The 24,820-nt window shown below is 71.1% G+C and carries 21 protein-coding genes; 13 read left to right on the top strand and 8 right to left on the bottom strand.

The features are described 5' to 3' along the window. Positions 1-33 precede the first annotated feature (33 nt). Entirely contained in the window at positions 34-1,248 is a 1,215-nt protein-coding gene (locus STSP_RS00945; protein WP_067270675.1) for a cytochrome P450, read from the top strand. 87 nt (positions 1,249-1,335) lie between these two features. After that, entirely contained in the window at positions 1,336-1,944 is a 609-nt protein-coding gene (locus STSP_RS00940; protein ID WP_067270672.1) for a Uma2 family endonuclease, read from the top strand. Between the two features lie 67 nt (positions 1,945-2,011). Here STSP_RS00940 and STSP_RS00935 read toward each other — a convergent pair whose 3' ends face one another. Both STSP_RS00935 and STSP_RS00930 read right to left on the bottom strand, forming a co-directional pair. Next, positions 2,012-3,628 carry an ABC transporter permease gene (locus STSP_RS00935; protein WP_067270670.1) on the bottom strand — a complete coding sequence of 539 codons (1,617 nt, stop codon included), beginning with the start codon at positions 3,626-3,628 and terminating at the stop codon, positions 2,012-2,014. Continuing rightward, complete coding sequence (locus STSP_RS00930) at positions 3,625-4,542, bottom strand: ABC transporter ATP-binding protein (protein WP_067270668.1); 918 nt, start codon at positions 4,540-4,542, stop codon at positions 3,625-3,627. Before STSP_RS00930 ends, STSP_RS00935 begins: the two co-directional genes overlap by 4 nt. Positions 4,543-4,634: 92 nt before the next feature. On the opposite strand from STSP_RS00930, the gene STSP_RS00925 reads away from it, so the two are divergent. Further along, positions 4,635-5,132 (top strand): GbsR/MarR family transcriptional regulator, encoded by a 498-nt coding sequence (locus STSP_RS00925; RefSeq protein ID WP_067270666.1) that lies wholly within the window; start codon positions 4,635-4,637, stop codon positions 5,130-5,132. Positions 5,133-5,220: 88 nt separating this feature from the next. Here STSP_RS00925 and STSP_RS00920 read toward each other — a convergent pair whose 3' ends face one another. Further along, positions 5,221-6,102 (bottom strand): diacylglycerol kinase family protein, encoded by an 882-nt coding sequence (locus tag STSP_RS00920; RefSeq protein ID WP_067270663.1) that lies wholly within the window; start codon positions 6,100-6,102, stop codon positions 5,221-5,223. Between the two features lie 154 nt (positions 6,103-6,256). Here STSP_RS00920 and STSP_RS00915 point away from each other — a divergent pair, with 154 nt between their 5' ends. Next, on the top strand, positions 6,257-7,540 hold the full coding sequence (locus tag STSP_RS00915; protein ID WP_067270661.1) for an adenylosuccinate synthase: 1,284 nt from the start codon (positions 6,257-6,259) through the stop codon (positions 7,538-7,540). A 72-nt stretch (positions 7,541-7,612) separates the two neighbouring features. Here STSP_RS00915 and STSP_RS00910 read toward each other — a convergent pair whose 3' ends face one another. Together STSP_RS00910 and STSP_RS36450 are read right to left on the bottom strand one after the other, a co-directional pair. Continuing rightward, positions 7,613-9,157, bottom strand: coding sequence for a substrate-binding domain-containing protein (locus tag STSP_RS00910; RefSeq protein ID WP_067270658.1), 1,545 nt, complete (start codon positions 9,155-9,157; stop codon positions 7,613-7,615). A gap of 176 nt (positions 9,158-9,333) precedes the next feature. Next, the gene (locus tag STSP_RS36450) at positions 9,334-12,006 is read right to left on the bottom strand and encodes a serine/threonine-protein kinase (RefSeq protein ID WP_078066789.1); all 2,673 of its coding nucleotides are present in this window, start codon (positions 12,004-12,006) and stop codon (positions 9,334-9,336) included. Between the two features lie 262 nt (positions 12,007-12,268). On the opposite strand from STSP_RS36450, the gene STSP_RS00900 reads away from it, so the two are divergent. The 3 genes from STSP_RS00900 (at position 12,269) to STSP_RS00890 (ending at position 15,307) form a co-directional block, all read left to right on the top strand. Then, on the top strand, positions 12,269-13,624 hold the full coding sequence (locus tag STSP_RS00900) for an aspartate aminotransferase family protein (protein WP_067270656.1): 1,356 nt from the start codon (positions 12,269-12,271) through the stop codon (positions 13,622-13,624). A gap of 165 nt (positions 13,625-13,789) precedes the next feature. Then, positions 13,790-14,524: a GntR family transcriptional regulator gene (locus STSP_RS00895; RefSeq protein WP_067270653.1), complete on the top strand. Its 735-nt coding sequence runs from the start codon at positions 13,790-13,792 to the stop codon at positions 14,522-14,524. Positions 14,525-14,656: 132 nt separating this feature from the next. After that, entirely contained in the window at positions 14,657-15,307 is a 651-nt protein-coding gene (locus tag STSP_RS00890) for a hypothetical protein (protein ID WP_067270650.1), read from the top strand. Between the two features lie 212 nt (positions 15,308-15,519). On the opposite strand, the gene STSP_RS00885 is transcribed toward STSP_RS00890, so the two are convergent. Continuing rightward, positions 15,520-16,326, bottom strand: coding sequence for an SLATT domain-containing protein (locus STSP_RS00885; protein WP_067270648.1), 807 nt, complete (start codon positions 16,324-16,326; stop codon positions 15,520-15,522). Between the two features lie 338 nt (positions 16,327-16,664). On the opposite strand from STSP_RS00885, the gene STSP_RS00880 reads away from it, so the two are divergent. The 5 genes from STSP_RS00880 (at position 16,665) to STSP_RS00860 (ending at position 21,130) form a co-directional block, all read left to right on the top strand. Further along, positions 16,665-17,009, top strand: coding sequence for a YbaB/EbfC family nucleoid-associated protein (locus STSP_RS00880; RefSeq protein ID WP_067270646.1), 345 nt, complete (start codon positions 16,665-16,667; stop codon positions 17,007-17,009). 82 nt (positions 17,010-17,091) lie between these two features. Further along, a complete protein-coding gene (recR, locus tag STSP_RS00875; protein WP_067270644.1) occupies positions 17,092-17,691 on the top strand; it encodes a recombination mediator RecR in 600 nt (199 codons plus the stop codon). Beyond that, the gene (locus tag STSP_RS00870; protein ID WP_067270641.1) at positions 17,684-18,349 is read left to right on the top strand and encodes a DUF5063 domain-containing protein; all 666 of its coding nucleotides are present in this window, start codon (positions 17,684-17,686) and stop codon (positions 18,347-18,349) included. The genes recR and STSP_RS00870 overlap by 8 nt, the downstream gene beginning before the upstream one ends. A 282-nt stretch (positions 18,350-18,631) precedes the next feature. Next, positions 18,632-20,365 (top strand): DUF5979 domain-containing protein, encoded by a 1,734-nt coding sequence (locus STSP_RS38980; RefSeq protein ID WP_157902758.1) that lies wholly within the window; start codon positions 18,632-18,634, stop codon positions 20,363-20,365. Positions 20,366-20,605: 240 nt separating this feature from the next. Beyond that, positions 20,606-21,130, top strand: coding sequence for an SgcJ/EcaC family oxidoreductase (locus tag STSP_RS00860; RefSeq protein ID WP_067270636.1), 525 nt, complete (start codon positions 20,606-20,608; stop codon positions 21,128-21,130). On the opposite strand, the gene STSP_RS00855 is transcribed toward STSP_RS00860, so the two are convergent. Together STSP_RS00855 and STSP_RS00850 are read right to left on the bottom strand one after the other, a co-directional pair. After that, on the bottom strand, positions 21,093-22,523 hold the full coding sequence (locus tag STSP_RS00855) for a sensor histidine kinase (RefSeq protein ID WP_067270633.1): 1,431 nt from the start codon (positions 22,521-22,523) through the stop codon (positions 21,093-21,095). The genes STSP_RS00860 and STSP_RS00855 overlap by 38 nt on opposite strands. Continuing rightward, the gene (locus tag STSP_RS00850; protein ID WP_067270631.1) at positions 22,520-23,263 is read right to left on the bottom strand and encodes a response regulator transcription factor; all 744 of its coding nucleotides are present in this window, start codon (positions 23,261-23,263) and stop codon (positions 22,520-22,522) included. The genes STSP_RS00855 and STSP_RS00850 overlap by 4 nt, the downstream gene beginning before the upstream one ends. Before the next feature lie 283 nt (positions 23,264-23,546). Here STSP_RS00850 and STSP_RS00845 point away from each other — a divergent pair, with 283 nt between their 5' ends. Continuing rightward, positions 23,547-24,818 carry an aspartate kinase gene (locus STSP_RS00845; RefSeq protein ID WP_067270628.1) on the top strand — a complete coding sequence of 424 codons (1,272 nt, stop codon included), beginning with the start codon at positions 23,547-23,549 and terminating at the stop codon, positions 24,816-24,818. Positions 24,819-24,820: the final 2 nt, after the last annotated feature.

The following is a 24,820-nucleotide window of genomic DNA, read 5'->3' as shown; positions in this document are numbered from 1 at the left end:
CCGCTCCGCGGCGCTTTCGGTTAGCGTCCACGCATGGACGCCGCCCTTCTCTTCGACCCCTGGTCGCCCGGCTTCGTCGCCGACCCCTATCCCGCCTACGCCGAGCTGCGCGCCCGTGGCCGGGTGCACTACTACGAGCCCACCGACCAGTGGCTCGTCCCGCTCCACGCGGACGTGGCCGCGCTGCTGCGCGACCGGCGGCTGGGGCGCACGTACCAGCACCGCTTCTCGCACGAGGACTTCGGACGCCAGGCTCCGCCGGCCGAGCACGAGCCGTTCCACGTGCTCAACGACCACGGGATGCTCGACCTCGAGCCGCCGGACCACACCCGGATCCGCCGCCTGGTGTCGAAGGCGTTCACGCCGCGTACCGTCGAGCAGTTGCGTCCGTATGTGCACCGGCTGGCGTCTGGGCTGGTCGGCGGGCTGGTCGCGGAGGGCGGCGGCGATCTGCTGACTGCCGTCGCCGAACCGCTGCCGGTCGCCGTCATCGCCGAGATGCTCGGCATCCCCGAGGCGGACCGGCCGCTGCTGCGGCCCTGGTCGGCGGACATCTGCGGGATGTACGAGCTGAACCCGCCCGAGGAGACGGCCCGTCGGGCGGTTCAGGCGTCGGTCGAGTTCTCTGCGTATCTCCGGGAGCTGATCGCCGAGCGGCGCAAGGATCCCGGTGAGGACCTGATCTCGGGGCTCATCGCCGCCTACGACGAGGGGGACCGTCTCACGGAGCAGGAGATGATCTCCACGTGCGTGCTGCTGCTGAACGCGGGGCACGAGGCCACCGTCAACGCCACCGTCAACGGCTGGTGGGCCCTCTTCCGCCACCCCGACCAGCTCGCCGCCCTGCGCGCCGACCGCTCGCTGCTGTCTACAGCTGTGGAGGAATTGCTCCGCTACGACACCCCGCTCCAGCTCTTCGAGCGCTGGGTGCTCGACGACATCGAGATAGGCGGTACGACGATCCCGCGCGGCTCCGAGATCGCCATGCTCTTCGGCTCCGCCAACCGCGACCCGGACGCCTTCTCCCACCCCGACACCCTGAACCTGTCCCGCACGGACAACCCGCACATCTCCTTCAGCGCGGGCATCCACTACTGCATCGGCGCCCCGCTCGCCCGTATCGAACTGGCCGCCTCTCTCGGGGCGTTGCTCGACCAGGCGCCGACGCTCCGGTTGGCCGCCGAGCCGGAGCAAAAGCCGGGCTTCGTCATCCGGGGGTTGAAGGAGCTGCAAGTCGAGCTCGGCTGATCACCCGATGGGCTGACCAGCTGCGGGATCCGGTCGGCGCTCGGTCGGGGCTCGGCAAGCTGGTGCCCGCCTGCGAAGGAGGGCACCATGACGGTTATGGCAGAGCGCATGTCTCGGACGTCCCAGATGTCGGTGGAGGAGTTCGAGAGGATCGCCGTGATCGCGGCCAAGGAGACCGACGACGCCGTCAGGTTCGAGTTCATCGGCGGACGGATCGGGGTCAAGAAGGTGGCGGACGGAGATCACAACGAGATCATCGAATGGTTGCGGGCGATCTGCATGCAGCACCAGCCGGGCTGGGCTCTGTACAGCGGTGAGCAAGGGCTGAAGGTGGAGAAATACCGCGGAGGCCGTGCCCGCCCTGACGGCTCTCTGGCTCCCAGAGGCACCTTCGCTGGGCGGGGGGAGTGGGCCGATCCCGAGGGAGTGCTGATGACGGTCGAGGTCACGTCGTATGACGCTGACACCGACCAGCGGGACCGGCACGAGAAACCGCTGGCGTACGGAGCGGCTGGAATTCCCGTGTACCTGCTGATCGACCGGGACTCCTGCACGGTCACAGTGCACAGCCACCCCGACCGGGAGGACGGTGGCTACCGCGACACTCACACAGTGAAGTTCGGTGAGAAGGTCGCCATCCCGGTTCCCGTGGGCATCGAACTCGACACGGAGATCCTCAAGAACTACGTGCGCTGACACCGCAGCACGTGACGGCGCCCCGGACTTCGCCCGCGTCCGGAGCGCCGTACCCCGTCGGACACCGTCAGGTGGTCACGTCCCGCCGCCGCAACCCGGTCATCCCCGCAGCGGCGAGCCCCGCCGCGACCACCGCCAGCACCACCACCGGCGTCCACGCCATCTCCGGCCCCGGCAGCTTCGGCAGATGCCCGAACGGCGACACGTTCATCACGGCTTGGGGGATGTCGAGCGCCGGGCCGATCCAGCCGAGGGCGAGTGCCAGGCCCGAGGCCGCCCAGCCCGCCGCCACCGATGCCTTCGGGAACATGCCGTACAGGAACAGGGCGAGCGCGCCGAGCGTCCAGATCGCCGGGACCTGGACGAGGGACGCGCCGAGGACCGGGCCGAACTCCTTGCCGTATCCGAGTGCCAGACCCAGGCCCCCCAGCAGCATGACGAGCACCGCGCCGCCGAAGGCGATGAGCAGATGGCCGCTCGCCCAGCGCAGTCGGCCGACCGCGTTCGCCAGTACCGGTTCGGCGCGCCCGGAGGTCTCCTCGGCGCTCAGCCGCAGCACGGACTGCACCACGTACAGCGCGGCGACCATGCCGAGCATGCCGACCATCGCGGCGAGGAACGCGTCGGTCAGGCCCGCCTGGCCGCCCATGCGCTCGAAGATCTCGCGGGCGTCCTCGTTGTCGCCGACCAGGTCGGCAGCGCCTTCCGTCATCCCGCCGAAGACGAGCCCCGCGAGCAGGAAGCCGGTGCCCCAGCTGACGACGCTGCCGCGCTGCAGCCGCCAGGCCAGTCCGGCCGCGGTGGAGATCCGGCCCTCGGCCGGGCCCGGCCGGGTCGGCAGGAAGCTCATACCGGCATCGCGCCGCTCGGTGAGGACGTAGCCGATGGCCAACTGGATCACGACGGCCGCCGCTAGCAGCGCCAGCACCCACCAGCGCTCGTCCGCGTACGGCCGGGCGTTCTCGGCCCAGCCGAGCGGCGAAAGCCAGGTCAGTACGGACGAGCCGTCGTCGCTCGCGGAGTCGCCGGTGGCCCTCAGCAGGAAGGCGGCGCCGAGCACGGCCGCCGTGAGCCCCCTGGCGAACCGGGCGCTCTCGGTGAGCTGCGCCATGATCGCCGCCATGCCCGCGAAGAGCATGCCGATGCCGCCGATGGCCAGGCCCAGCGCGAGAGCCCCCGCCGTGCCCTGACCGGACAGCCCGGCGGTGATGAGCAGAGCCACCGCCGTGTTGGCCACCAGTGCCGCGAGCAGTGCGGCCGTCAGCGGTGCCCTGCGGCCCACCACGGCGGAGGCCAGCAGTTCGTGGCGGCCGGTCTCCTCTTCCTCCCGGGTGTGCCGGACGACGATCATCAGGCTCATCACCGCTGCCAGGACGGCCGCGAAGCCGCCGAACCGCCAGGTGACGATCGCCCCGAGCGAGTCCCCGAACACCGGCCCGTACATCGCGCGCATCGAGCCGTTGGCGGTCATGTCCGCGGCGAGCTCCGCCCGCTTGGCGGTCGTGTCGTAGAGCTGCCCGATGGACGAGACGCCGCTGACGACCATCAGGACGACCACGGCCACCCACACCGGCATCATGACCCGGTCGCGGCGCAGGGCGAGCCTCAGGAGGGTGCCCGCGCCGGCCAGCGGACGCGTCCCGCTCGCACGGACCGCGAACCGTGGTGCGGTCACGGCGGTCATCGGGCCACCGCCTCTTCCTCGCCCGTCAGTACGTCGTCCTGGTAGTGGCGCAGGAACAGCTCCTCCAGCGTGGGCGGCGTCGAGGTCAGCGACCGCACGCCCGACTCCGTCAGCGACCGCAGCACGGCGTCGAGCTTGTCGGTCTCGACCTGCAGCCTGACCCGATGGCCCTGTACGTCGAGGTCGTGCACGCCCGGCAGGTGCGAGAGCCCGTTCGGTGGACCGGCGAGTTCGGCCGTCACGCTCGTACGCGTCAGATGCCTGAGGTCCGCGAGCGAGCCCGACTCGACTGTCCGGCCCTTGCGGATGATGCTCACGCGGTCGCAGAGCGCCTCGACCTCGCTGAGCACATGGCTGGAGAGCAGGACGGTCCGCCCGCGCGCGCGTTCCTCGGCGACGCAGTTCTGGAAGACCTCCTCCATGAGTGGGTCGAGCCCGGAGGTCGGCTCGTCCAGGATCAGCAGGTCCACGTCGGAGGCGAAGGCGGCGACCAGGGCGACCTTCTGCCGGTTGCCCTTGGAGTAGGTGCGGCCCTTCTTCGTCGGGTCGAGCTCGAACCGCTCGATGAGGTCCGCGCGCCGCGCCTTGTCGAGTCCTCCGCGCAGCCGCCCGTAGAGGTCGATGACCTCGCCGCCGCTGAGGTTCCGCCACAGGGTGACGTCGCCCGGGACGTAGGCGACGCGGCGGTGGAGCTCGACCGCGTCGGACCAGGGGTCCATGCCGAGCATCTGTGTGGCGCCGGAGTCCGCGCGCAGCAGCCCGAGGAGGACGCGGATGGTGGTGGACTTCCCCGCGCCGTTGGGACCGAGGAAGCCGTGGACCTCACCGGTCTCGACGTCCAGGTCGAGGCCGTCCAGCGCGCGGGTCCTGCCGAACGTCTTGTGCAGGCCCGAGACAGTGATCGCCTTCGTCATGCTTCAGAAGCTACGAGATGTTCACAAATTTGTGAAGTTAAGAAACCGTATAAACTCGGCCGGGGAGTGGGGAGCAGGGAGATGATCAGGACATGACGGATACGGCTGGGGTGGAGCGGGACCCGGAAACCGTCTCGCGGTTCGTGGAGCACTTCGCGGCGCAGCTCGTCGAGGCGGGCGTACCGCGCATGCCGGCCCGGGTCTTCGCCGCGCTGCTCGCCTCCGACACGGGCACGCTCACCTCCGCCGAGCTGGGCGAACGGCTGAAGGTGTCCCCGGCCGCGGTCTCCGGCGCGGTGCGCTACCTCGCGCAGGTGCACCTGGTGTCCCGCGAGCGCGAGCCCGGCTCCCGGCGGGAGCGGTACCGGGTCCACAGCGACCAGTGGTACGAGGCCCTCACCAATCGTGAAGCGCTCATCAAGCGCTGGGAGGACGCCCTGCGCGAGGGCGTCTCCAGCCTGGGTGCCGACACCCCGGCGGGCCGCCGCCTCGCCGAGACCCTCGCCTTCTTCGAGTTCATGGAGGGGGAGGTGGACGCCATGATGGAGCGCTGGCGCCTGCATCGCGACAGGACATTCGGCAGCGGCTGATCCCGACAGGACCTTCGGCAGCGGCTGATCCGAGGACGGCTGATCCGGGAGGACCCACCCTCAGCCGGGCAACCCCTCCGCGCAACCCTCACTCGGGCAACGTCAACCTCAGTGCCCCCGCCAGCACCATCCAAGTCCGGCTTCGTACCGGGCCGGAGACCAGCGCGTCCGCGCGGTAGCGGAAGTCCGCTCCCGAGACGGTCACGCTGTGGCCCGCTGCCCGCAGGGGGGCCGCCTCCGGGCTCATGGAGGACGGGCGGACCTCGACGTGGGCGACGCCCGAGCCGTTCGGGGCCACGGACACGGCCTCCAGGGGCTGGTCCAGGTCGACCAGTGTCACGCCGTCCACCTCGACCCGCAGCCGGGCGGGCCCGGACCTGGCGCCGGGGTCGGGCACGGGGTCCCGGGACGGTCGCGCCGGCACGAGCGTCCGTACGAGCGACTGGCAGGTGCGCAGCCAAGGGCGTATCCCCGATACCCCCGATACCACGCTCGAGGCTGTCGCCCCCGCGGGGCCGTGCTGCGCGGCGGCCTCTCGCAAGGTGAGCGGGGGGATCCGCAGATCCCGGAGCACCACGCCGTCCCGGTCGTCGACCAGCAGGTCCAGCCGCCGCTCGACACCCTCCAGTACGGCCCGTGCCGCCGCCACCGCCCCCGTAGGCACCCCTAGCGTCTCCGCCAGCGACAGCGAGGTGCCCACCGGCACCAGGGAGAGCACGGCCGAGGCCAGTTCCCGCTCGCGGTGCAGAAGGGCGACCGCATGCGCCAGGGCCCGGTCGTCGCCGATCAGCACGGGCCGCCGGGACCCTCGCCGGGCGAGAGCTCTCGCGAATTCCTCGGGCCCGTCCGGGAGGCAGACTTTCGTCGCCGCACCCGCGCTGAGCACGTCTTTCGCAATGCGTACCGACTCGCCATCGCTGCGCCGGGCCACTGGATCGATGACCACCAGCAGCTGGTCGGAAGCCGCCACCTCGGTCCTGCCTCGCTTCCTCGGGTAGCATCTTGGTGCAAGAGCCCCTTTGCGCTATTGCGCCCAGGGGCTTCGTCTATTCCGGGGCACACCGGTACGGGCGGCTTCGGCCCCCTGACCCTGGACATGCCCCGCCCGGAAGGGGTGTACGCCTGTGCCCGCACTTGTGCTGCTCGGTGCTCAGTGGGGTGACGAAGGCAAGGGAAAGGCCACCGACCTGCTCGGTGGATCCGTGGACTATGTGGTGCGCTACCAGGGTGGTAACAACGCCGGCCACACGGTGGTCGTAGGTGACCAGAAGTATGCACTCCACCTCCTCCCTTCCGGAATCCTCTCCCCCGGATGCGTTCCGGTCATCGGCAACGGCGTCGTCGTCGACCCGTCGGTCCTGCTCTCCGAGCTGAGCGGTCTGAACGAGCGCGGCGTCGACACGTCCAAGCTGCTGATCAGCGGTAACGCGCACATCATCACGCCGTACAACGTCACCGTCGACAAGGTGACGGAACGCTTCCTCGGGAAGCGGAAGATCGGCACCACCGGCCGCGGCATCGGCCCGACGTACGCCGACAAGATCAACCGCGTCGGCATCCGCGTCCAGGACCTGTACGACGAGTCGATCCTGCAGCAGAAGGTCGAGGCGGCCCTCGACGTCAAGAACCAGCTGCTCACCAAGCTCTACAACCGCCGCGCGATCTCCGCGGACCAGGTCGTCGAGGAGCTGCTCGGTTACGCGGCGCAGATCGAGAGCTACGTCGCGGACACCACCCTGATCCTCAATGACGCCCTCGACCAGGACAAGGTCGTCCTCTTCGAGGGGGGCCAGGGCACGCTGCTCGACATCGACCACGGCACGTACCCCTTCGTCACCTCCTCGAACCCGACCGCGGGCGGCGCCTGCACGGGCACGGGCGTGGGCCCGACGAAGATCAGCCGGGTCATCGGCATCCTCAAGGCCTACACGACGCGCGTCGGCGCGGGCCCGTTCCCGACCGAGCTCTTCGACGCGGACGGCGAGGCGCTGCGCCGCATCGGCGGCGAGCGGGGCGTGACCACCGGCCGTGACCGCCGCTGCGGCTGGTTCGACGCGGTGATCGCGCGTTACGCGACCCGCGTGAACGGCCTGACCGACTTCTTCCTCACCAAGCTGGACGTCCTGACCGGCTGGGAGGAGATCCCGGTCTGCGTCGCGTACGAGATCGACGGCAAGCGCGTCGAGGAGCTCCCGTACTCGCAGTCCGACTTCCACCACGCGAAGCCGGTCTACGAGACGCTCCCGGGCTGGTCCGAGGACATCACGGGCGCCAAGTCGTTCTCCGACCTGCCGAAGAACGCCCAGAACTACGTCAAGGCCCTGGAGGAGATGTCCGGCGCGCCGATCTCCGCGATCGGCGTGGGCCCGGGCCGGGACGAGACGATCCAGATCAACTCGTTCCTCTAGGACGCTAGGACGCGGTACGCGAGAACGTCCCGGTGGCCTTCCGGCCGCCGGGACGTTTTCAGTCCACGCGCGTCAGGGGTCCTCGCCGCAGATCCGCAGCCCCTCCGGTGTCGCGCACGGCAGGTGGCCGTGGGTGCGGATGACGTCCTGGCCGCTGCCTCGGCTCATGTAGGCGAGGAAGCTGGAGGCGAGGGAGTCGGCGGGTGGCTGGCCGTAGGTGTAGGCGTACTCGATCTCGCGGTACGGGTAGCCGTCGCGGTCGCCGTGTTCGAGGGCGTCCAGGGACGGCTCCTCGCCGTCCAGGTTCAGGCGGTGCAGGCCCTTGAGGCTGGTGGCGGCGCGGAGCTCGCTGTAGCCGATGGCGCCGGGAACCTTGGCCACCGTCTTCAGCACCTGGTCGGTGCTGTCGAGTTCGCAGCGGACGACGGCGGCGTCCGGAGTGTCCTTGTTGACGCAGTCGAGCGAGGTGTTGGCGAGTTCGCCGGCCTCCAGGACGCGGCGCTGGAAGACCTGCCGGGTGCCGGAGTTCGCGTCCCGGCTGACCAGGCGTACGGGCAGGTCGGGGCCGCCGAGCTGCTTCCAGTTGCGGATCTCGCCGCGGTAGAGGCGGCGGACGTCGGTGAGCTTGAGGTTCTTCAGGGGGACGTCGTCGTTCAGGACGAGCGCGAAGACCGAGACGGCGACACGGCTTTCGCGCAGGTGCGGATAGCCGGCCGGCTTCGGGCCGTCGGAGAGCGTGATGACCGGCGGGGACCCGTCCTTGGCGTCCGCGCCCGCTTCGTCGAGGGCGCGGATGCCGGCGGTGCTGCCGTGGGTGTCCACCGTGACGGTGGGGTGCGCCGCTTCGCAGTCCTTCTCGTACTTGTCGGCGAGCTCCTCGATCACCGGGGCGAAGGCCGTGGAGCCGATGACCCTCAACTCGCCTGCCGCGCAGCCCATCGGGGGCCGCGAGTCGTCGCGTACGACGATGATGCCGGCGAGGACGACGACGCAGACGGTGAGCAGCACGGTGATGACGCGGGCGGCGCGGCTGAAGAGCGGCGGCTTGTCGTCCGGTGTGGTGGACCGGTTGGGCTTGATATCGCCCTCCTTGATGCCTCCCTCGAGCCTGACCTCGCGGCCGACGCCGCCGCCGGAGAGCACGCACAGCAGTTTGTAGTGCTCGCCCCTGTTGAGCGGGACGCGGGGGATGCAGAGGGTGGCGCCGTCGTAGCGCAGGCCCGCGGCCTCGGTGAAATGGCCCATCAGGTGGGAGGCGGTCCGGGGCACGCTGACGACGACGCCCCGGATCGTCCGCTCGGCGAAGACGGCTTCCAGACCGTGCAGTTCGCGCCGGGTGTAGTCGCTCTCATCGATGCTCTGCGAGCCGTCGTTCTCGATCCGCAGGAGGACGAGCGTGGCGTCCTCCATGCCGGGGGCCTCGGCGAACCAGCCGAGACGTACGTTCGCCCTGCCGTCGTGGCCGTCCCGGCCTATGGGCGTGTCGAGCTGGATCCGGTAGCCGATGCGTTTGCGGCGGGGGACGCGGCGCTCGTACCAGAGCACGCCGGCCGAGGTCAGCACGCCGAGCACGGCGGTGCCGACAGCCACGATGTTCTCGGCGCTGAGCCACTCCACGACGTTCCCCCCGCCCCCTCATCGCCGGTCACCGGCTCGTCGGTCCGGTCACCGTACGGGCCGTCGGCCCGAGGCGGAACGCTTTGCCTGAATGGTCGTCAGATGTTCGTCCGGAGTTCAACGACGGTGGTCAGCCGGGCTTCGTGACGGGGGTCAGCCGGGCTTCGTGACGGTGGTCAGCCGGCCTTCGTGTACGTCAACTGCTCGCCGGTCTCCGTGTTCACGCGCCGGAGGCGGCCGTCCGGCAGGATCGTGAGGGTGGTGGCGGCGCCGGGAGTGCAGGAGGACGCCGGTTCACCGGCGGTCACCGTCGACGGGCCGATACGGAGGGGCCCCTCACCGGACGGGGCGGACGCGAGCTTCGCCTGGAACACGCAGTGATACGTTCCGCCGCCCTCGGCCGGCCCGTCCGCGGTCAGCGAGAGCACGGTGTCACCGACCTCGCCCTGCTGGATGACGAGGCGGCGCGTGTTGTGACCGGCGTCGTTGTCGATGCCGCCGGTCCAGGTGCCGAGGTACTTCTCCGGCACCTCGCCGCCGACGGAGGCGGTCGGCGACGTCTGCGGCGTCCCGGAACTCCCGGAGGGCGTCCCGCTTGCCCCGGGCGTCTGCGAGCCCGGCTCCGCGGGGCCGCTGGAGGAGGCCGACGGCTTGGCGTCGCCGCCGGCGAGCGGTTCGCCGTCGCCCTTCATCACCGCATAGACGGACCCCCCGGCACCGACCGCCACGACGAGAGCGGCCGCGATCAGGGCGATGGTCGAGCGACGGCTCCTGGGCGGGGGCTCGTGCCCGCTCCCGGGACCGCCGACGACGGTGCCGTACACGGACGGGGCGCTCCCCGGCCCGTACGGGGGCGTGGGTGCCATGCCGCCCGGCTCGTACGGCTCGTACGTCGAGGGGACGCCGCCCGGGCCGTACGGGGGCACGGAGGGGCCGTATCCGCCTGGCTGCGGGTAGCCGTAGGCCGACGGGTGGGGCTGGGAATGGCCCTGCGGATAGCCGTACCCGGGCGCACCGGGCTGCCCCGAGGGCCGCGGGGCCGGGACGGGCGGGGGGCCGGAGATCTGCGTGGGGAGGTGGTCGACGGGGGGCTGCCCGGGGCTGCCGGGCGGCGGTGGGGTGCCGCCCTGTCCGCCGGGCCCATCGGGCCCGTACGGCGGTTCATTGGCGTGGACTGCCGGGCCGGAGCCGCCGGCTTGGGCCTCGGGGGGCCAGGGTGCTCCGGGCCTGGCGGGGCCGGCACCGTGCGGCCCGTGCGGCCCTGCGGTTCCGGCCCCTGGGACCGCCTGGGGCGTCGGGCCTTGTGGGGCGGTCGGGACGCCATTCTGAGCCCCTGCGGCGACGCTGGTGCCTTGCGGTGCGGCGGGGCTGGTGCCTTGCGGTGCGGCGGCGGGACCGGTGCCGTATCCGCCTGGGGGCACGGTTCCCTGTGGTCCGGCTGGTGCCGGTCCCTGTGCCTCTGGCGGCGCGGCTCCCTGCTCTCCCGCGGCTCCGTGCGGTCCCGCGGGCCCTGGGCGCTGTGCGTCACCGGCGCCGCTGTGCTGTGGTCCGGCAGGGGCGCTCCCGGCAGGGGCGCTCCCTTGTGCGCCCGCGGGTCCGGAGCCGTGCCCGCCCGCGGGCGTGGGCCCCTGGGTTCCCGCCGGCGCAGCCCCCAGGGCTTCGGCTGGCCGGGGCCCCGGGACCGCAGCCGGCGCACCGTCGTGGCCAGCGGGGTGTGCCGCGGCGGGACCAGCCCCCGGTGCCGCGGTCGTGTCACCGCCCTGGGCAGCTGCCGCTGCCGCAGTGGCGCCCGACGCCGCTGCGGAACCGTATCGCCACGCCCCCGCGGGATCCGCCCCCGGCGTCCCCGCCGCATCGCCCTGCGGCACCCCCGCCGGCCGGGCGGGCCCGGCCGGCCCAGCCGCGGCGGCGGCCCCCGCCCCCGCGCCCTCCGGATTCTCCGTCTCCAGCAACCGCACCGCATGCCGCCCCAGCCGGGCGACCAACGCGCTCGGCAGCCACGGGTCGCGGGCGCGGCCGTCGCCGACCGTGTCCTGCGCACCCGTGCGGTCCAGGATGTCGTCGAGCGACGGACGGGCGGCCGGGTCCTTGCGGAGGCAGTCGCGAACCAGGTCGGTGAGGCGTTCGGGAAGCCGGTCCAGGTCCGGTTCCTCCTGCGCGATACGGAACATCAGCGCGTGCACACCGCTGTTGGCCGTGCCGAAGGGCAGCTGCCCCGTCGCCGCATACGCCAGCACCGAGCCGAGGCAGAACACGTCGCACGCGGGCGTGATCCGGTCGCCCCGTACCTGCTCGGGAGCCATGAAACCGGGGGAGCCGACCAGCGCGCCGGTCCGCGTCAGGCCCCCGTCCGTCACGGTCTCCAGCGCCCGGGCGATGCCGAAGTCGATGACGCGCGGCCCGTCGATGGTCACCAGCACGTTGGACGGCTTGAGGTCCCGGTGGATGAGCCCCGCCGCGTGGATGTCCTTCAGCGCGTGCGCAAGACCGGCCGCGAGGATGCGTACGGAACGTTCCGGCAGCGCCCCGTGGTCGCGGGACACGACGGCCCCCAGCGATGGCCCGGCGACATACCCCGTGGCCACCCACGGAATCGCCGCCTCGGTATCCGCGTCGAGCACCGGCGCCGTCCACTGCCCGCCGACCCGCCGCGCGGCCTGCACCTCGAGCCGGAAGCGGCTCCTGAACTCCTCCTGCTCGGCGAGCTCCCGGCGGACCAGCTTGACCGCGACCGTGCGCCCTCGGTCCGAACGGGCCAGATAGACCTGGCCCATGCCCCCCGCACCGAGCCGCGCCAGCAGCCGGTACGCCCCGATGGCCTGCGGATCCCCCGGCCCCAGCTTCTCCAGCGCCACGGCTCACCCTCCCCCCGGCACGTGCTCCCCAAGCACATGCACCCGTACGTGCAGCAGACCGAGAATAGTGCGGGCCCCGGTCCGAGGAGCAGTGCCGCGCCAGGCCCGACACACTGTCGCCAAAACCGCCGACACGAAAAGCCCCGACGCGAAAACCGCCGAGACGAAAAGCCCCGACATACTGTCGCGGAAAGCGCCGGAGCGCAGACAGGACGCCGATACCCGGTAGGTGCCGGTCACACCTACGCTCGCCCGCATGACCCCTCAGACCCCTTCCCAGGCCGGCGCCGCCGTGAAGGCCGCGGACCGCGCGCACGTCTTCCACTCCTGGTCAGCGCAGGAGCTCATCGACCCGCTCGCCGTCGCCGGTGCCGAGGGGTCGTACTTCTGGGACTACGACGGCAACCGCTACCTGGACTTCACCAGCGGCCTCGTCTTCGCGAACATCGGCTATCAGCACCCGAAGGTCGTCGCGGCCATCCAGGAGCAGGCCGGGAAGCTCGCCACCTTCGCGCCCGCCTTCGCCCTCGAGGCCCGCTCGGAGGCCGCGCGTCTGGTCGCCGAGCGGACCCCCGGCGACCTGGACAAGATCTTCTTCACCAACGGCGGCGCGGAGGCCGTCGAGAACGCCGTGCGCATGGCGCGTCTGCACACCGGCCGCCACAAGGTCCTCAGCGCATACCGCTCCTACCACGGCGCCACGTCGACGGCGATCAACGTCACGGGCGACCCGCGCCGCTGGCCGTCCGACAACGGCTCCGCGGGCGTCGTCCACTTCTGGGCGCCCTTCCTCTACCGCTCGCCGTTCCACGCGGAGACCGAGGAGCAGGAGTGCCAGCGCGCGCTGCAGCACCTCGAGGACACGATCGCCTTCGAGGGCCCGGCGACGATCGCCGCGATCATCCTCGAAACGGTGCCCGGCACGGCCGGGATCATGGTGCCGCCGCCGGGCTATCTCGCGGGCGTCCGCGAGATCTGCGACCGGTACGGCATCGTCTTCGTCCTGGACGAGGTGATGGCGGGCTTCGGCCGTACGGGCACGTGGTTCGCGGCCGAGCACTTCGACGTGGTGCCGGACCTGATGACGTTCGCCAAGGGCGTCAACTCCGGATACGTGCCGCTCGGCGGTGTCGCGATCTCGGGCGCCATCGCCGAGACGTTCGCCCGCAGGCCCTACCCGGGCGGGCTCACGTACTCCGGCCATCCGCTGGCCTGCGCCGCCGCCGTCGCGACGATCGGCGTCATGGCGGAGGAGGGCGTCGTCGAGCACGCGGCGCACATCGGCGCGACCGTGCTCGGGCCCGGCCTGCACGAGCTCGCCGGGCGCCACCCGAGCGTCGGCGAGGTGCGCGGCCTGGGGGCCTTCTGGGCCGTGGAGCTGGTACGGGACCGGGAGACCCGGGAGCCGCTGGTGCCGTACAACGCGGCGGGCGATGCGAACGCCCCCATGGCGGCGTTCGCCGCCGCCGCGAAGAAGCACGGCCTGTGGCCCTTCGTGAACATGAACCGCACCCATGTCGTACCTCCCTGCACCATCTCGGAGGCCGAGGCGAAGGAGGGCCTGGCGGCGCTGGACGAGGCGCTGTCGGTGGCGGACGAGCACACGGTCTGAAGTACGGGAACGGCCCCCGGCGCACGGCGCGCCCCACCGCCAGGTGGGGCGCGCCGCCGTATGGGGGCGCAGGCCGGCAGAGGTCCGCATCCGCGCACACCGGTGCACACCGCACCGATCCGCGTAGGCTGACGTGCGGTAAGCGACACGGAGAGGGACCTCACCATGCGCGACAGCGCCGTCACCCGCAGCACTCTGCGACAGCAGATCGCTGACGCGCTCCGTGACGAGGTACTCGCCGGCCGCCTCAAGCCGGGCCAGGAGTTCACCGTCAAGGAGATCGCCGAGCAGTACGGCGTCTCGGCGACCCCCGTGCGCGAGGCCCTCGTCGACCTGTCCGCGCAGGGCCTGCTGGACGCCGTCCAGCACCGCGGATTCTGCGTGCACGAGTTCTCGCTGGCCGACTACCGCAGCCTTGTCGAAGCCCGCGGCCTCATGGCGGCGGCGATGTTCCGCGACATCGACGCCGTCCGCCTCCGGCGCGAGTCGGTCTCTCCGCCCAAGGACGAGTCCGGGGTGTCCGGGGTTTCCCTGCACGGGCGGGACGCCATCACCGCGACTTTCATCGCCGTACGCCGCCGGGGAGAGGAGGCCCGGCGCGCCGCGGTGGCCGGCGACCTGATCGTCCTCATCGGCTACGACATCCGCTTCTGGCGCGAGCTCGCAACGCTCTTCGGCAACCCGTACCTCTCGGACTTCTCGAACCGCCTGCTCGTCCAGTCCTGGGCCTGCGCGGTCGGCCATCTGCGCCGCGTCGACAATCTCAGAGGGATGCTGTGGTCCGGGCACACCGACCTCATCGACGCATTCCTGCGCCGCGACCGCAGCGCCGCGTTCTCGATCGTCGCCGACTACCACGAGCACTCCCTCGCGCTCATCGAGCGGCTTGCCGCCGAATGAGCGACGGCCCGAGGGGAGTGGGCCGTCGGCGTCTGGATATGGGATCTGCAGCAGGGCAGCTGAGGGGCGCACTCCGGCACTACGCTGCCCTGACCACCGTGAAGTACGAGAAGTGCTATGCGAGGAGCTCCCTTGGCCTGTGACCTCTGGCTGGTCCCGCTCGTCGACGTGCTGTGCCACAGCCCCGACAACCCGTTCGCCGAGGAACTCGCGATCTACGACAAGGCACTGGACGAGGCCGGACTGCCGCCGGTCCCGGTCTACGCGTACATGCCGGGCCTGTCCGGTGACGTGGCCCCCGTGGCGGGCTTCGACTACGACGCGCTGCACTTCCTGCGCCGCGCGTATCTGCTCCAGATCTGCGGGCTGGCCGTCACACCCGTCGACGAGCTGGGCGGCGACTACGAACAGCTCCTGGAGATGTTCGAGTCGACGGCACAGCAGTCCCACCTCGTGTGGCACTACGACCATGCCGGGGCCTACGTCCCCCTGGACTTCCCCTCGCCCCTGACCAACGACGAGCTCCTGGCCGGAGGCGGTCCGCTGGGCTCCTCGCACGCGCTCCTGCGGGAACTGGAGTACGTGGCCCCCTCGATAGGCATCGACCCCGCGAACCCTCCGGCGGCCCCGCTTCCGCCTGCGGCGCCCACGGCCCTGGAGGAACCGGCGGCGCCGGCTCCCCACGACGACAGCCCCTTCGCGCGGGAACGCCACGTGTGGCTGGGCCTCCACGCGGCCGCGACCCGGAGCCTCGCCCAAGGCTCCATGATCGTCTTCAGCTGACGCCAGGGGGACGCCAGGGGGCGCGCGCCGTCGTGGGGTTGTGCCCACCCGTTCCTCCCCCAGAGCCTTAAGGGCCTGGGGGCACCCCCAGCGGAACGATTGCCCACAACGGTCAAGGCGCGGACCCGACCCGAAGACAACAGAAGGCGCACCGCCATCGGGACGGCAGGCCCAGGCGCCCGCCCCAGACGGGTTCCCCGGAGGGGAACCCGTCATCGCGGCTCCGGCGGCCGCTGCCGCGGCATGTTGGGCCGCGTCCCCGGCGCCACCGGCCCGAGGAGCCGCCCTGGCGGCGGCCCCTCGGGCACCCGCGCCCCGCCGTCCCCGCCGGCGGCAGCCCCCTGCATCGCCAGCGGCGCTCCCCACGACCGGAACTGCAGCATCCAGTCCGCGGTCTCGGCTCGCACCAGCTCCGTCAGATCCTCCGAGAACCGCCGCAGCACCCCCAGGCACCGCTCGGCGGCCTCGCCGGCCGTCCCCTCGGTGGGGCCCAGCACCTCCCGTACGCACTCCGACGCCCAGTCGAACTGCAGGACCTGCAGCCGCCGGTGCACGGCCTGCGCCGTGGCCACGTCCCTCATCCACCCGGAGGTCAGCCCGAAGTACCGGTCGCCCAGGGCGCACGCCAGCGCGAGCAGCAGGGCCAGGCAGCCCCAGGGCGCAACCCCGCCCACCACCCGCGTCAGATCGAGCACGGGCAGCGCGGCCCCCACGACCGCGCCCAGCGCCGTCCCGGCCCGCAGCGCACGCGCGCCGCGCCGCTTCCAGGCCCGGTCCGCCAGATACCACTCGGCGGTGGTCAGCGCACCCTGCTCCACCCACCGGTACAGCTCGTCGAGCCGCTGGGCCGGCTCGCCCCAGTCGCCGAGGGGGAACGGCCGCCCGGTCAGGTCGGACCGCCGGGGCCCGCCCTGCTCCCCGGGCCCGGACCCTGTGGTCCCTCCGGCCCCTCCGACCCCTCCACGCTCTCCCCGCCCCACCTGGGGCGGCCCCTCGGACTGCATCTCCGGCTGGCTCACCCGGCACTCCCTACCTGCTGCTTCCTGCTGCAGTACGTGATGAACGTGCGATGAATGTGCGGCGCCTGATGCTGATGCGCGGCACCCTTCCTACCGCCCAATGGGTGGGCATGAGGGCTGTTTCGAGGTCTTTCCGCCCGGAAGGGGTGCTTGATCAGATATAGGGGGCCTCGCCGCGTCACTCGAAAGAGTGCTGGAGCGCGCGCCACCCTGACCACGTAGGCTCGTGCCAGGTGAAGAACCGCGGAAACGCGGCAAGAATCCAGCCCCCAGCAAGAACCCAGCGGTCCCGGCAAGAACCCAGCCGTCCCAGTCCCAGACAGTCTCAGGAGCTGATCGTGATCCCCGGTGGTGGCCAGCCCAACATGCAGCAGCTGCTGCAGCAGGCCCAGAAGATGCAGCAGGACCTCGCCCAGGCGCAGGAGGAGCTGGCGGCGACGGAGGTCGACGGCCAGGCAGGCGGCGGCCTCGTGAAGGCGACGGTGACCGGCTCCGGTGAGCTCCGCGCCCTCGAGATCGACCCGAAGGCGGTGGACCCGGAGGACACCGAGACCCTCGCCGACCTGATCGTCGCGGCGGTCCAGGCGGCGAACGAGAACGCACAGGCGCTGCAGCAGGAGAAGCTGGGCCCGCTGGCCCAGGGCCTCGGCGGCGGCAGCGGCATTCCGGGCCTTCCCTTCTAGGACCGGGAACGGCCAACTACCGTACGTACCACGGCAGGCGAAGCACGGTACGTATCGAACGAAGCAAGAGGAAGGCAGTCCGTTGTACGAAGGCGTGGTCCAGGACCTCATCGACGAGTTGGGCAGGCTGCCCGGCGTCGGTCCCAAGAGCGCGCAGCGGATCGCCTTCCACATCCTGCAGGCGGAGCCCACGGACGTGCGCCGGCTGGCCCAGGCGCTCCTCGAGGTGAAGGCCAAGGTCCGCTTCTGCGCGGTCTGCGGCAACGTCGCCCAGGAGGAGAACTGCGGCATCTGCCGCGACCCGCGCCGCGACCCCGCCGTGATCTGCGTGGTCGAGGAGCCCAAGGACGTCGTGGCGATCGAGCGGACCCGGGAGTTCCGCGGCCGCTACCACGTCCTGGGCGGCGCGATCAGCCCGATCGAGGGCGTGGGCCCCGACGACCTGCGGATCCGGGAACTGCTGGCCCGTCTTGCCGACGGCACGGTCACCGAGCTGATCCTGGCCACGGACCCGAATCTGGAGGGCGAGGCCACGGCCACGTACCTCGCGCGCATGATCAAGCCCATGGGCCTCAGGGTCACCCGTCTGGCCAGCGGACTCCCGGTGGGAGGCGATCTGGAATACGCGGACGAGGTCACTCTGGGCCGCGCTTTCGAGGGGAGACGACTGCTAGATGTCTGACGCCACGCTGAACACGGTCACGAACGATCCGGGCGACTTCGCCGTCCAGATCTCCGACCAGGTCGGCAGCTTCCTCGTCGCCGTCGACGAGGTCGCAAAGGGCGACGAGCCGGACTCGGCCGTTCCCTTCCTGCTCCTCGAGGTGTCCCAGCTCCTCCTGGCGGGCGGCAGGCTGGGCGCGCACGAGGACTTCGTCCCGGATGAGCGCTACGAGCCGGACCTGGGCCCGGAGCAGGACGTGGACGACCTGCGCGAGCGCCTCGCCGTCCTCCTCGACCCGGTGGACGTCTACTCCGAGGTCTTCGACCCGTACGAGCCGCGGAAGGCGCCCGTCGCCTGCCGCATCTCGGACGACCTGGCCGATGTCGTCGCGGACCTACGCCACGGCATGGCCCACTACCGCGAGGGCCGCACGACCGAGGCCCTGTGGTGGTGGCAGTTCTCCTACTTCTCCAACTGGGGCGCCACCGCCTCGGCCGCCCTGCGCGCCCTGCAGTCCCTGGTGGCCCACGTCCGCCTGAACCAGCCGCTGGAGGACCTGGACGGCCTCGACACCGACCAGGGTCTCGGCGACGACACGCTGGCGGAGGAGGCCGGCAAGGTCATGGCGAGGGAGATCGCGGGACCGCTGGGTCTGCGCGCGCGAACGGTCAAGTAGGCGCCAGAGCCCGGCCGGGTGTATCCGGCCGGTCGGTGCACACACCCTGTTCGTACGCCTGCTCGAATCGTCAATCGTAGGCGTGGCTGATGATGACGAACGCCATGTCGTGGTCAACTTGCAGTGACGTTTTGTCACGATTGGCCCGAAAGTCACCAAATCCTGGTATGGGGCCGTGAGCTTTTCATGTCCCCATTCATTACTGCAGGGGACATTTTGGGCAAGCGTCACCATTGCGTGCTCCGGCTGCGCCGGACCCTGGCGAACACGGCCGTCCGAACGATGATCGTCGCCGTGGCGGGCGTGCTCATGGCCTTGGCGAATCCCACGGCGGCGTTCGCGGTGTACCGGCCGGCACCCGTGTACACCGACCCGGCGGGCCTGTTCACCGAGGCCACGATCACCGGTACCGGCGTCGGCACCACCGTCAACGGCTCCACCGCACCGGCCGGTTTCGATCCGCTCGACGGCTATCCCGCCACCATCCCCGACGGATCCACCGTGCACGACCCCGCGTACGCGGGAACGATCGTGGTCCAGGACCAGCTCACCGGGCGCACCGGACTCACGTACTGCATCGACCTGTTCACCGACACCGAGACCGGTGTGAACTACGAGCTCGGCGAGTGGAGCGAGGCGAACGTCCCGAACCTCGGCTACGTCGAGTACATCCTGCAGCGCTACTACCCCACCACCGGCGAACCGTCCGGTGCCACCCTCGCCCACCGGGCAGCCGCGGTGCAGGCGGCCGTCTGGTTCTTCACCGACAAGTACGTCCTGGCGACCACCGGTACCAGCGCCACGATCCGTACGTACACCGCGGCCATCGTCGCGGACGCGCTGGCCAACGGGCCGAGCGCGGAGCCGGCGGAACCGGAGCTGTCCGTCACGCCCGAGCAGATGCCGGCGCCGGCGACCGGCGAGATCGTCGGCCCGTTCACGGTCACCGCCGACGGCCCGGCGACGATCCAGATCACCGGGGTCGAGGTGTTCATCGACTCCGCGGGCCAGAACCAGCTCGAGGATGGCGACACCGTGCAGCCCGGCACGCGGCTGTGGGCCCGGAGCGTCTCGGACGAGGACCCGCAGGGCTTCGTCCTCGAACGCGTCACCGACGTCGTGGAGGGCAACGTCCTGCTCTACGACGGGACGAACGACGGCCTGGAGGACGCCCAGACGCTCGTACTGGCGCAGGAGACCGAACTGGTGGTGCGGGCCGGCGCGGTGCTCCAGCCCTTCCCCGCCGGCGGCGTGGACTTCGGGGTCCGGGTCGACGGCGAGGCGGCCGGGCTCCAGGACGCGAAGGTGATCGAGGTGGACTGCCGGGACCCCGAGTCCGGCCTCGACCAGCACCGCACGGTGACCCTCGGGGCCGGCACGCCCGCCGGTGACCACGCGCGGTCGCTCACCGGCATCCCGGCCGGCAGTGTGTGCACGATCAGCGAGAGTTCGGACGGCGACAACGGCCTCGTCACCGCCACGACCGCCATCGAACCCTCCACCGTCACGATCGCCTCCGAGGAGACCCAGCAGGTGTCCGTCACCAACACCTATGAGCGGGCGGTCGGTTCGCTGCAGGTCGACGTCACCATCGACGGCCCGGCAGCGGGCGGGCAGGGGACCGTGGTCCTCGACCTCCACTGCGACGGCCAGGACGGCGCGTTCGACCGGCAGTTCGCCGTCGACGCGCGCGCGGAGGCGGGCACGCACGAGCAGCCGGTGGTCACCGGCATCCCGACCGGCACGCGGTGCGCGGTGACCGAGCGGGACACGGGCGAGAACAAGAAGGTGGAACTCGCAGGCGGCGTACGGATCGAACCGGCCGCCGTCACCATCGCCGAGGACGCGACCAGCGTCATCTCCGTCACCCACACCTACGTCCGACGGGGCCTCCTCGCCGACACCGGGGCGCCCGCGCTGATGGCCCCCATGACCGCGACGAGCGTCGCGCTGGTACTGGCGGGCTGCACGCTCACCTCGACTATGACCGGAGTGCGAAGCAGACGCGCCCGTTAGTGCCGCGACCGGCCCACCAAGCCGCTGGACGCCCGGCGGCCAGGGGGCCGGTCGCCGTTACGGTCCCAACAGTCTGGCGGCGCCTCCCAGTTAGCCGTACGCGATACGTCGCTCTCTGTGTTTTGGACCGGACTTGGCTGCGAGCTGGACGTTCGCTGTACGGCGCTTAACCGGTGTGACGAGAGGGTGGAACTGCTCCCGCAGAAGGGGGCAAATACCCGCCAAAGCACTGGAGTTGCGATGAAGCGTCAGATACGTACCCGTGCCGCCCTTGTCACCGCGGGCGCCCTGGTCGCCGCAGGGACGGTCGCGGTGGGCGTCGGTGTCGCGAGCCCCGAGCACCGCGAGGCACCGGCCGCCGCCGGGTTCACCAAGCCGGCCAAGGCGGAGATAGCGGGCCTCTTCGACCAGTGGAACGCCGCCCTCCAGACCGGCGACCCGGAGAAGGTCGCCGACCGCTACGCCGCGGACGCGGTGCTGCTGCCCACCGCGTCCCCCAAGATCCGTACGAACCGGGCCGAGATCGTCGACTACTTCGAGCACTTCCTGCAGAACAAGCCGAAGGGCGAGAAGATCAGAACGGTCGTCAACGTCCTCGACCGCGACTCGGCGATCGACGCGGGCCTGTACCAGTTCCACCTCACCGACCCCGCCACCGGCGAGAAGAAGACGGTCGAGGCCCGCTACACCTACGAGTACGAGAAGCGCGGCGGCAAGTGGCTCATCGTCAACCACCACTCTTCGGTGCTGCCGGCCGGAGGCTGATCCGCACGCAGAGCCCGCCGGAGCCGCCGTCCGGCGCCGATGCTCCCGCACCCGGGTTCGCGTCCCGCAGGGTCACGCTGCCGCCGTCGTCCGTCACCAGCTGCTTGGCGATGGCGAGGCCGAGACCGGAGCCGGAGCGGCCCGTGAGGCCCTGGCCGCGCCAGAAGCGGTCGAAGGCGCGGGACTTCTCGGCGTCGGACATGCCAGGCCCCTGGTCGAGGATCTCGACCACCACCTCGTCGGGGTGGGCGGCCCCCGCGGGCTCCACCCGGACGGTGATGGTGCCGCCGTCCGGCGAGACCTCCAGGGCGTTCGACAGGACGTTGTCCAGCACCTGGTCCAGATGGCCGGGGCTGGCCAGCACCCGCAGCCGGCCGTCGGCCTGCCCCTCGAGCGCGATCCGCACCCCGCGCTCGTCGGCGGCCGGCCGCCACACCGCGAGCCGTTCCGCGATCAGCTCGGCCAGCACCAGCGGTTCGGCCGCGGTCACCTTGGCCTCCGCGCGGGCCAGCACCAGCAGGCCGTTGACGAGGCGGCTCATCCGTACGACCTCCGCGGTGGCCTGCTCGACGTCCTCGCGGACGAACTCGTCGTCGACGCCGTCCGCGATGTTGTCCAGGGAGAGGCGGAGTGCGGTGAGCGGGGTGCGCAGCTGGTGCGAGGCGTCCGCGACGAAGATGCGCTGCGAGGCGATCAGCGTGTCCAGGCGCTCGGCGCCCGAGTTCAGGGTGCGGGCCAGGGTCTGGGTCTCCTGCGGTCCCGTCACCGGGGAACGCGCCGTCAGGTCGCCGTCCCGGAACCGGCTCGCCATCTCGTTGAGCTGACGCAGCGGGCGGGTGAGCCGGCGGGCCGCCAGCGCACCGAGACCGGCGGCCACCGCCAGGACGCTCACGGCGAGGATCGCGCGGAAGCCCCAGATACGCCACAGCCGCTCGGACAGATCGGAGGTCGCGTACTTGATCCGCACCGCACCCACGATCCGGTCGCCGTCGTCCGCCGAGCGCGCCGGGACGGTGACGACCAGGTGCGGTCCCCAGACGAAGGAGGAGCCCCAGTCGACCGTGGAACGGCCGTCCTTCAAGGCGCGCGTCATGGCGGCGTCGTCCGGCCGGGGGGGCAGCGGGAGGGTGGCGACGGCGGATCCGTCGGACGCGATCACCTCGACGCTGCCGGGCGTCTCGTCGGCGTACGCCCCGGCCATCCGGGCCAGCGCCTGCCGCGCGGGCGCGTCGCCGTCCGCGAGCAGCAGGGCCATGGTGGTGGCCTCGCGGCGCACGGACTGCTCGGTGTCGCCGCGCAGCTGGGCGGTCAGCGTGAAGGCGACCGGGACGGTGAAGGCCGCGAGCGCGACCGCCACGAGCAGGACGTAACTGACGATCAGCTGCCGGATCATGACGCCGGACTCCGGCCCGAGGGCTCGCGGCCTGCACCTGGGTCGCCCACGCCGCTCTCATCCTCGATCACCAGGCGGAAACCGACCCCCCGTACCGCCTCGATCGTGATCGCCCCGGCCAGCTTGCGGCGCAGGGCCGCCACATGCACGTCCAGCGTCTTGGTCGGCCCGAACCAGTTGGCGTCCCAGACCGCTTCCATGATCTGCTCGCGGGACATCAGCGCGCCGGGCTCCTCGGTGAGGAAGGCCAGCAGGTCGTACTCCTTGGGCGTGAGCACGACCTCCGTCCCGTCCAGATGGACTCGGGCGGCCTTGCGGTCGACGGTCAGCCGCGGGCCGTAGCGGTCGGGCGCGGCTGCCGCCTGCTGCGCGCGCGGCTGGACGCGGCGCAGCACCGCGCGGATGCGGGCGATGACCTCGCGGACGCCGAAGGGTTTGGAGACGTAGTCGTCGGCGCCTATCTCCAGGCCCACCACGCGGTCGGTCTCGTCGCTGCGGGCACTGATCACGATGATCGGCACGTCGCTGTCCGCCCGCAGCGCCTTGCACACGTCGAGCCCGTCGGTGTCGGGCAGTCCGAGATCGAGCAGCACGACGTCGTACGGATCATGAGGGGCACCGGCCGCCGTCAGCGCATCGCGGCCTGTGGTGACCCACTCCACCTCGAAGCCGTAGCGCAGCAGCCCGCGCCGGAGCGATTCGGCGACCGGTTCGTCGTCTTCCACCAGGAGTACGCGCACGGAGCGAACCCTAGTATTTGAATTTTGACGATTAGTGCGCGGGTGTGTGACCCGCCCCACTTTCCGAGTGCGCGGTGGCGGATCGGGCATGAGCCAGTCCGAGCGGCCGGAGCGTCGCCCCTGGCGATCGAGCGTCGCTTCGCGTCGTGGGCGGGACATCTCACGATGCGATATCACAGGGGCGGAATTCGGCCGCTCGTTAGACTAAGTCGACCGCAGTCATGCGGATCGACCGCATATATGCGATATATGCGGGACGAAACGGATTGAGCGAGGAGCGCACGTGGGCCTTGTCGTGCAGAAGTACGGAGGCTCCTCCGTAGCCGATGCCGAAGGCATCAAGCGCGTCGCCAAGCGGATCGTGGAAGCGAAGAAGAACGGCAACCAGGTGGTTGTGGTCGTTTCCGCGATGGGCGACACGACGGACGAGCTGATCGAACTCGCCGAGCAGGTATCTCCGATGCCTGCCGGGCGTGAATTCGACATGCTGCTGACCGCCGGAGAGCGGATCTCCATGGCCCTGCTGGCGATGGCGATCAAAAACCTGGGCCACGAGGCCCAGTCGTTCACGGGCAGCCAGGCAGGCGTCATCACCGACTCGGTCCACAACAAAGCGCGGATCATCGATGTCACGCCGGGCCGCATCAGGACGGCGCTCGACGAGGGCAACATCGCGATCGTCGCCGGCTTCCAGGGCGTGTCCCAGGACAGCAAGGACATCACCACGCTGGGCCGCGGCGGCTCGGACACGACCGCCGTCGCCCTCGCCGCCGCCCTCGACGCCGAGGTCTGCGAGATCTACACCGACGTGGACGGCGTCTTCACGGCCGACCCGCGCGTGGTGAAGAAGGCTCGCAAGATCGACTGGATCTCGTTCGAGGACATGCTGGAGCTCGCTGCTTCCGGCTCGAAGGTGCTGCTGCACCGCTGCGTCGAGTACGCACGCCGTTACAACATCCCGATCCACGTCCGCTCGTCCTTCTCGGGACTGCAGGGCACCTGGGTCAGCAACGAACCGCAAGGGGACCAGAACGTGGAGCAGGCCATCATCTCCGGTGTCGCTCACGACACCTCCGAGGCCAAGGTCACGGTCGTCGGCGTGCCGGACAAGCCGGGTGAGGCGGCCTCGATCTTCCGCGCCATCGCCGATGCCGAGATCAACATCGACATGGTCGTGCAGAACGTGTCGGCCGCGGCCACGGGCCTGACCGACATCTCCTTCACGCTGCCGAAGACCGAGGGTCGCAAGGCCATCGACGCGCTCGAGAAGGCGAAGTCCGTCATCGGCTTCGAGTCCCTGCGCTACGACGACCAGATCGGCAAGATCTCCCTCGTCGGCGCAGGCATGAAGACCAACCCCGGCGTCACGGCCGCCTTCTTCGAGGCCCTCAGCGACGCGCAGGTCAACATCGAGCTGATCTCGACCTCCGAGATCCGCATCTCGGTCGTGACCCGCGCGGACGACGTCCCGGAGGCCGTGCGCGCGGTGCACACCGCGTTCGGACTGGACTCCGACAGCGACGAGGCCGTGGTCTACGGCGGCACCGGGCGCTGACC

Origin of the sequence: Streptomyces jeddahensis (assembly GCF_001642995.1) — a bacterium.
Lineage (GTDB): Bacteria > Actinomycetota > Actinomycetes > Streptomycetales > Streptomycetaceae > Streptomyces > Streptomyces jeddahensis.
Note: the sequence above shows the minus strand (reverse complement) of the source record. Positions and strands in the feature narration are given on the sequence as shown.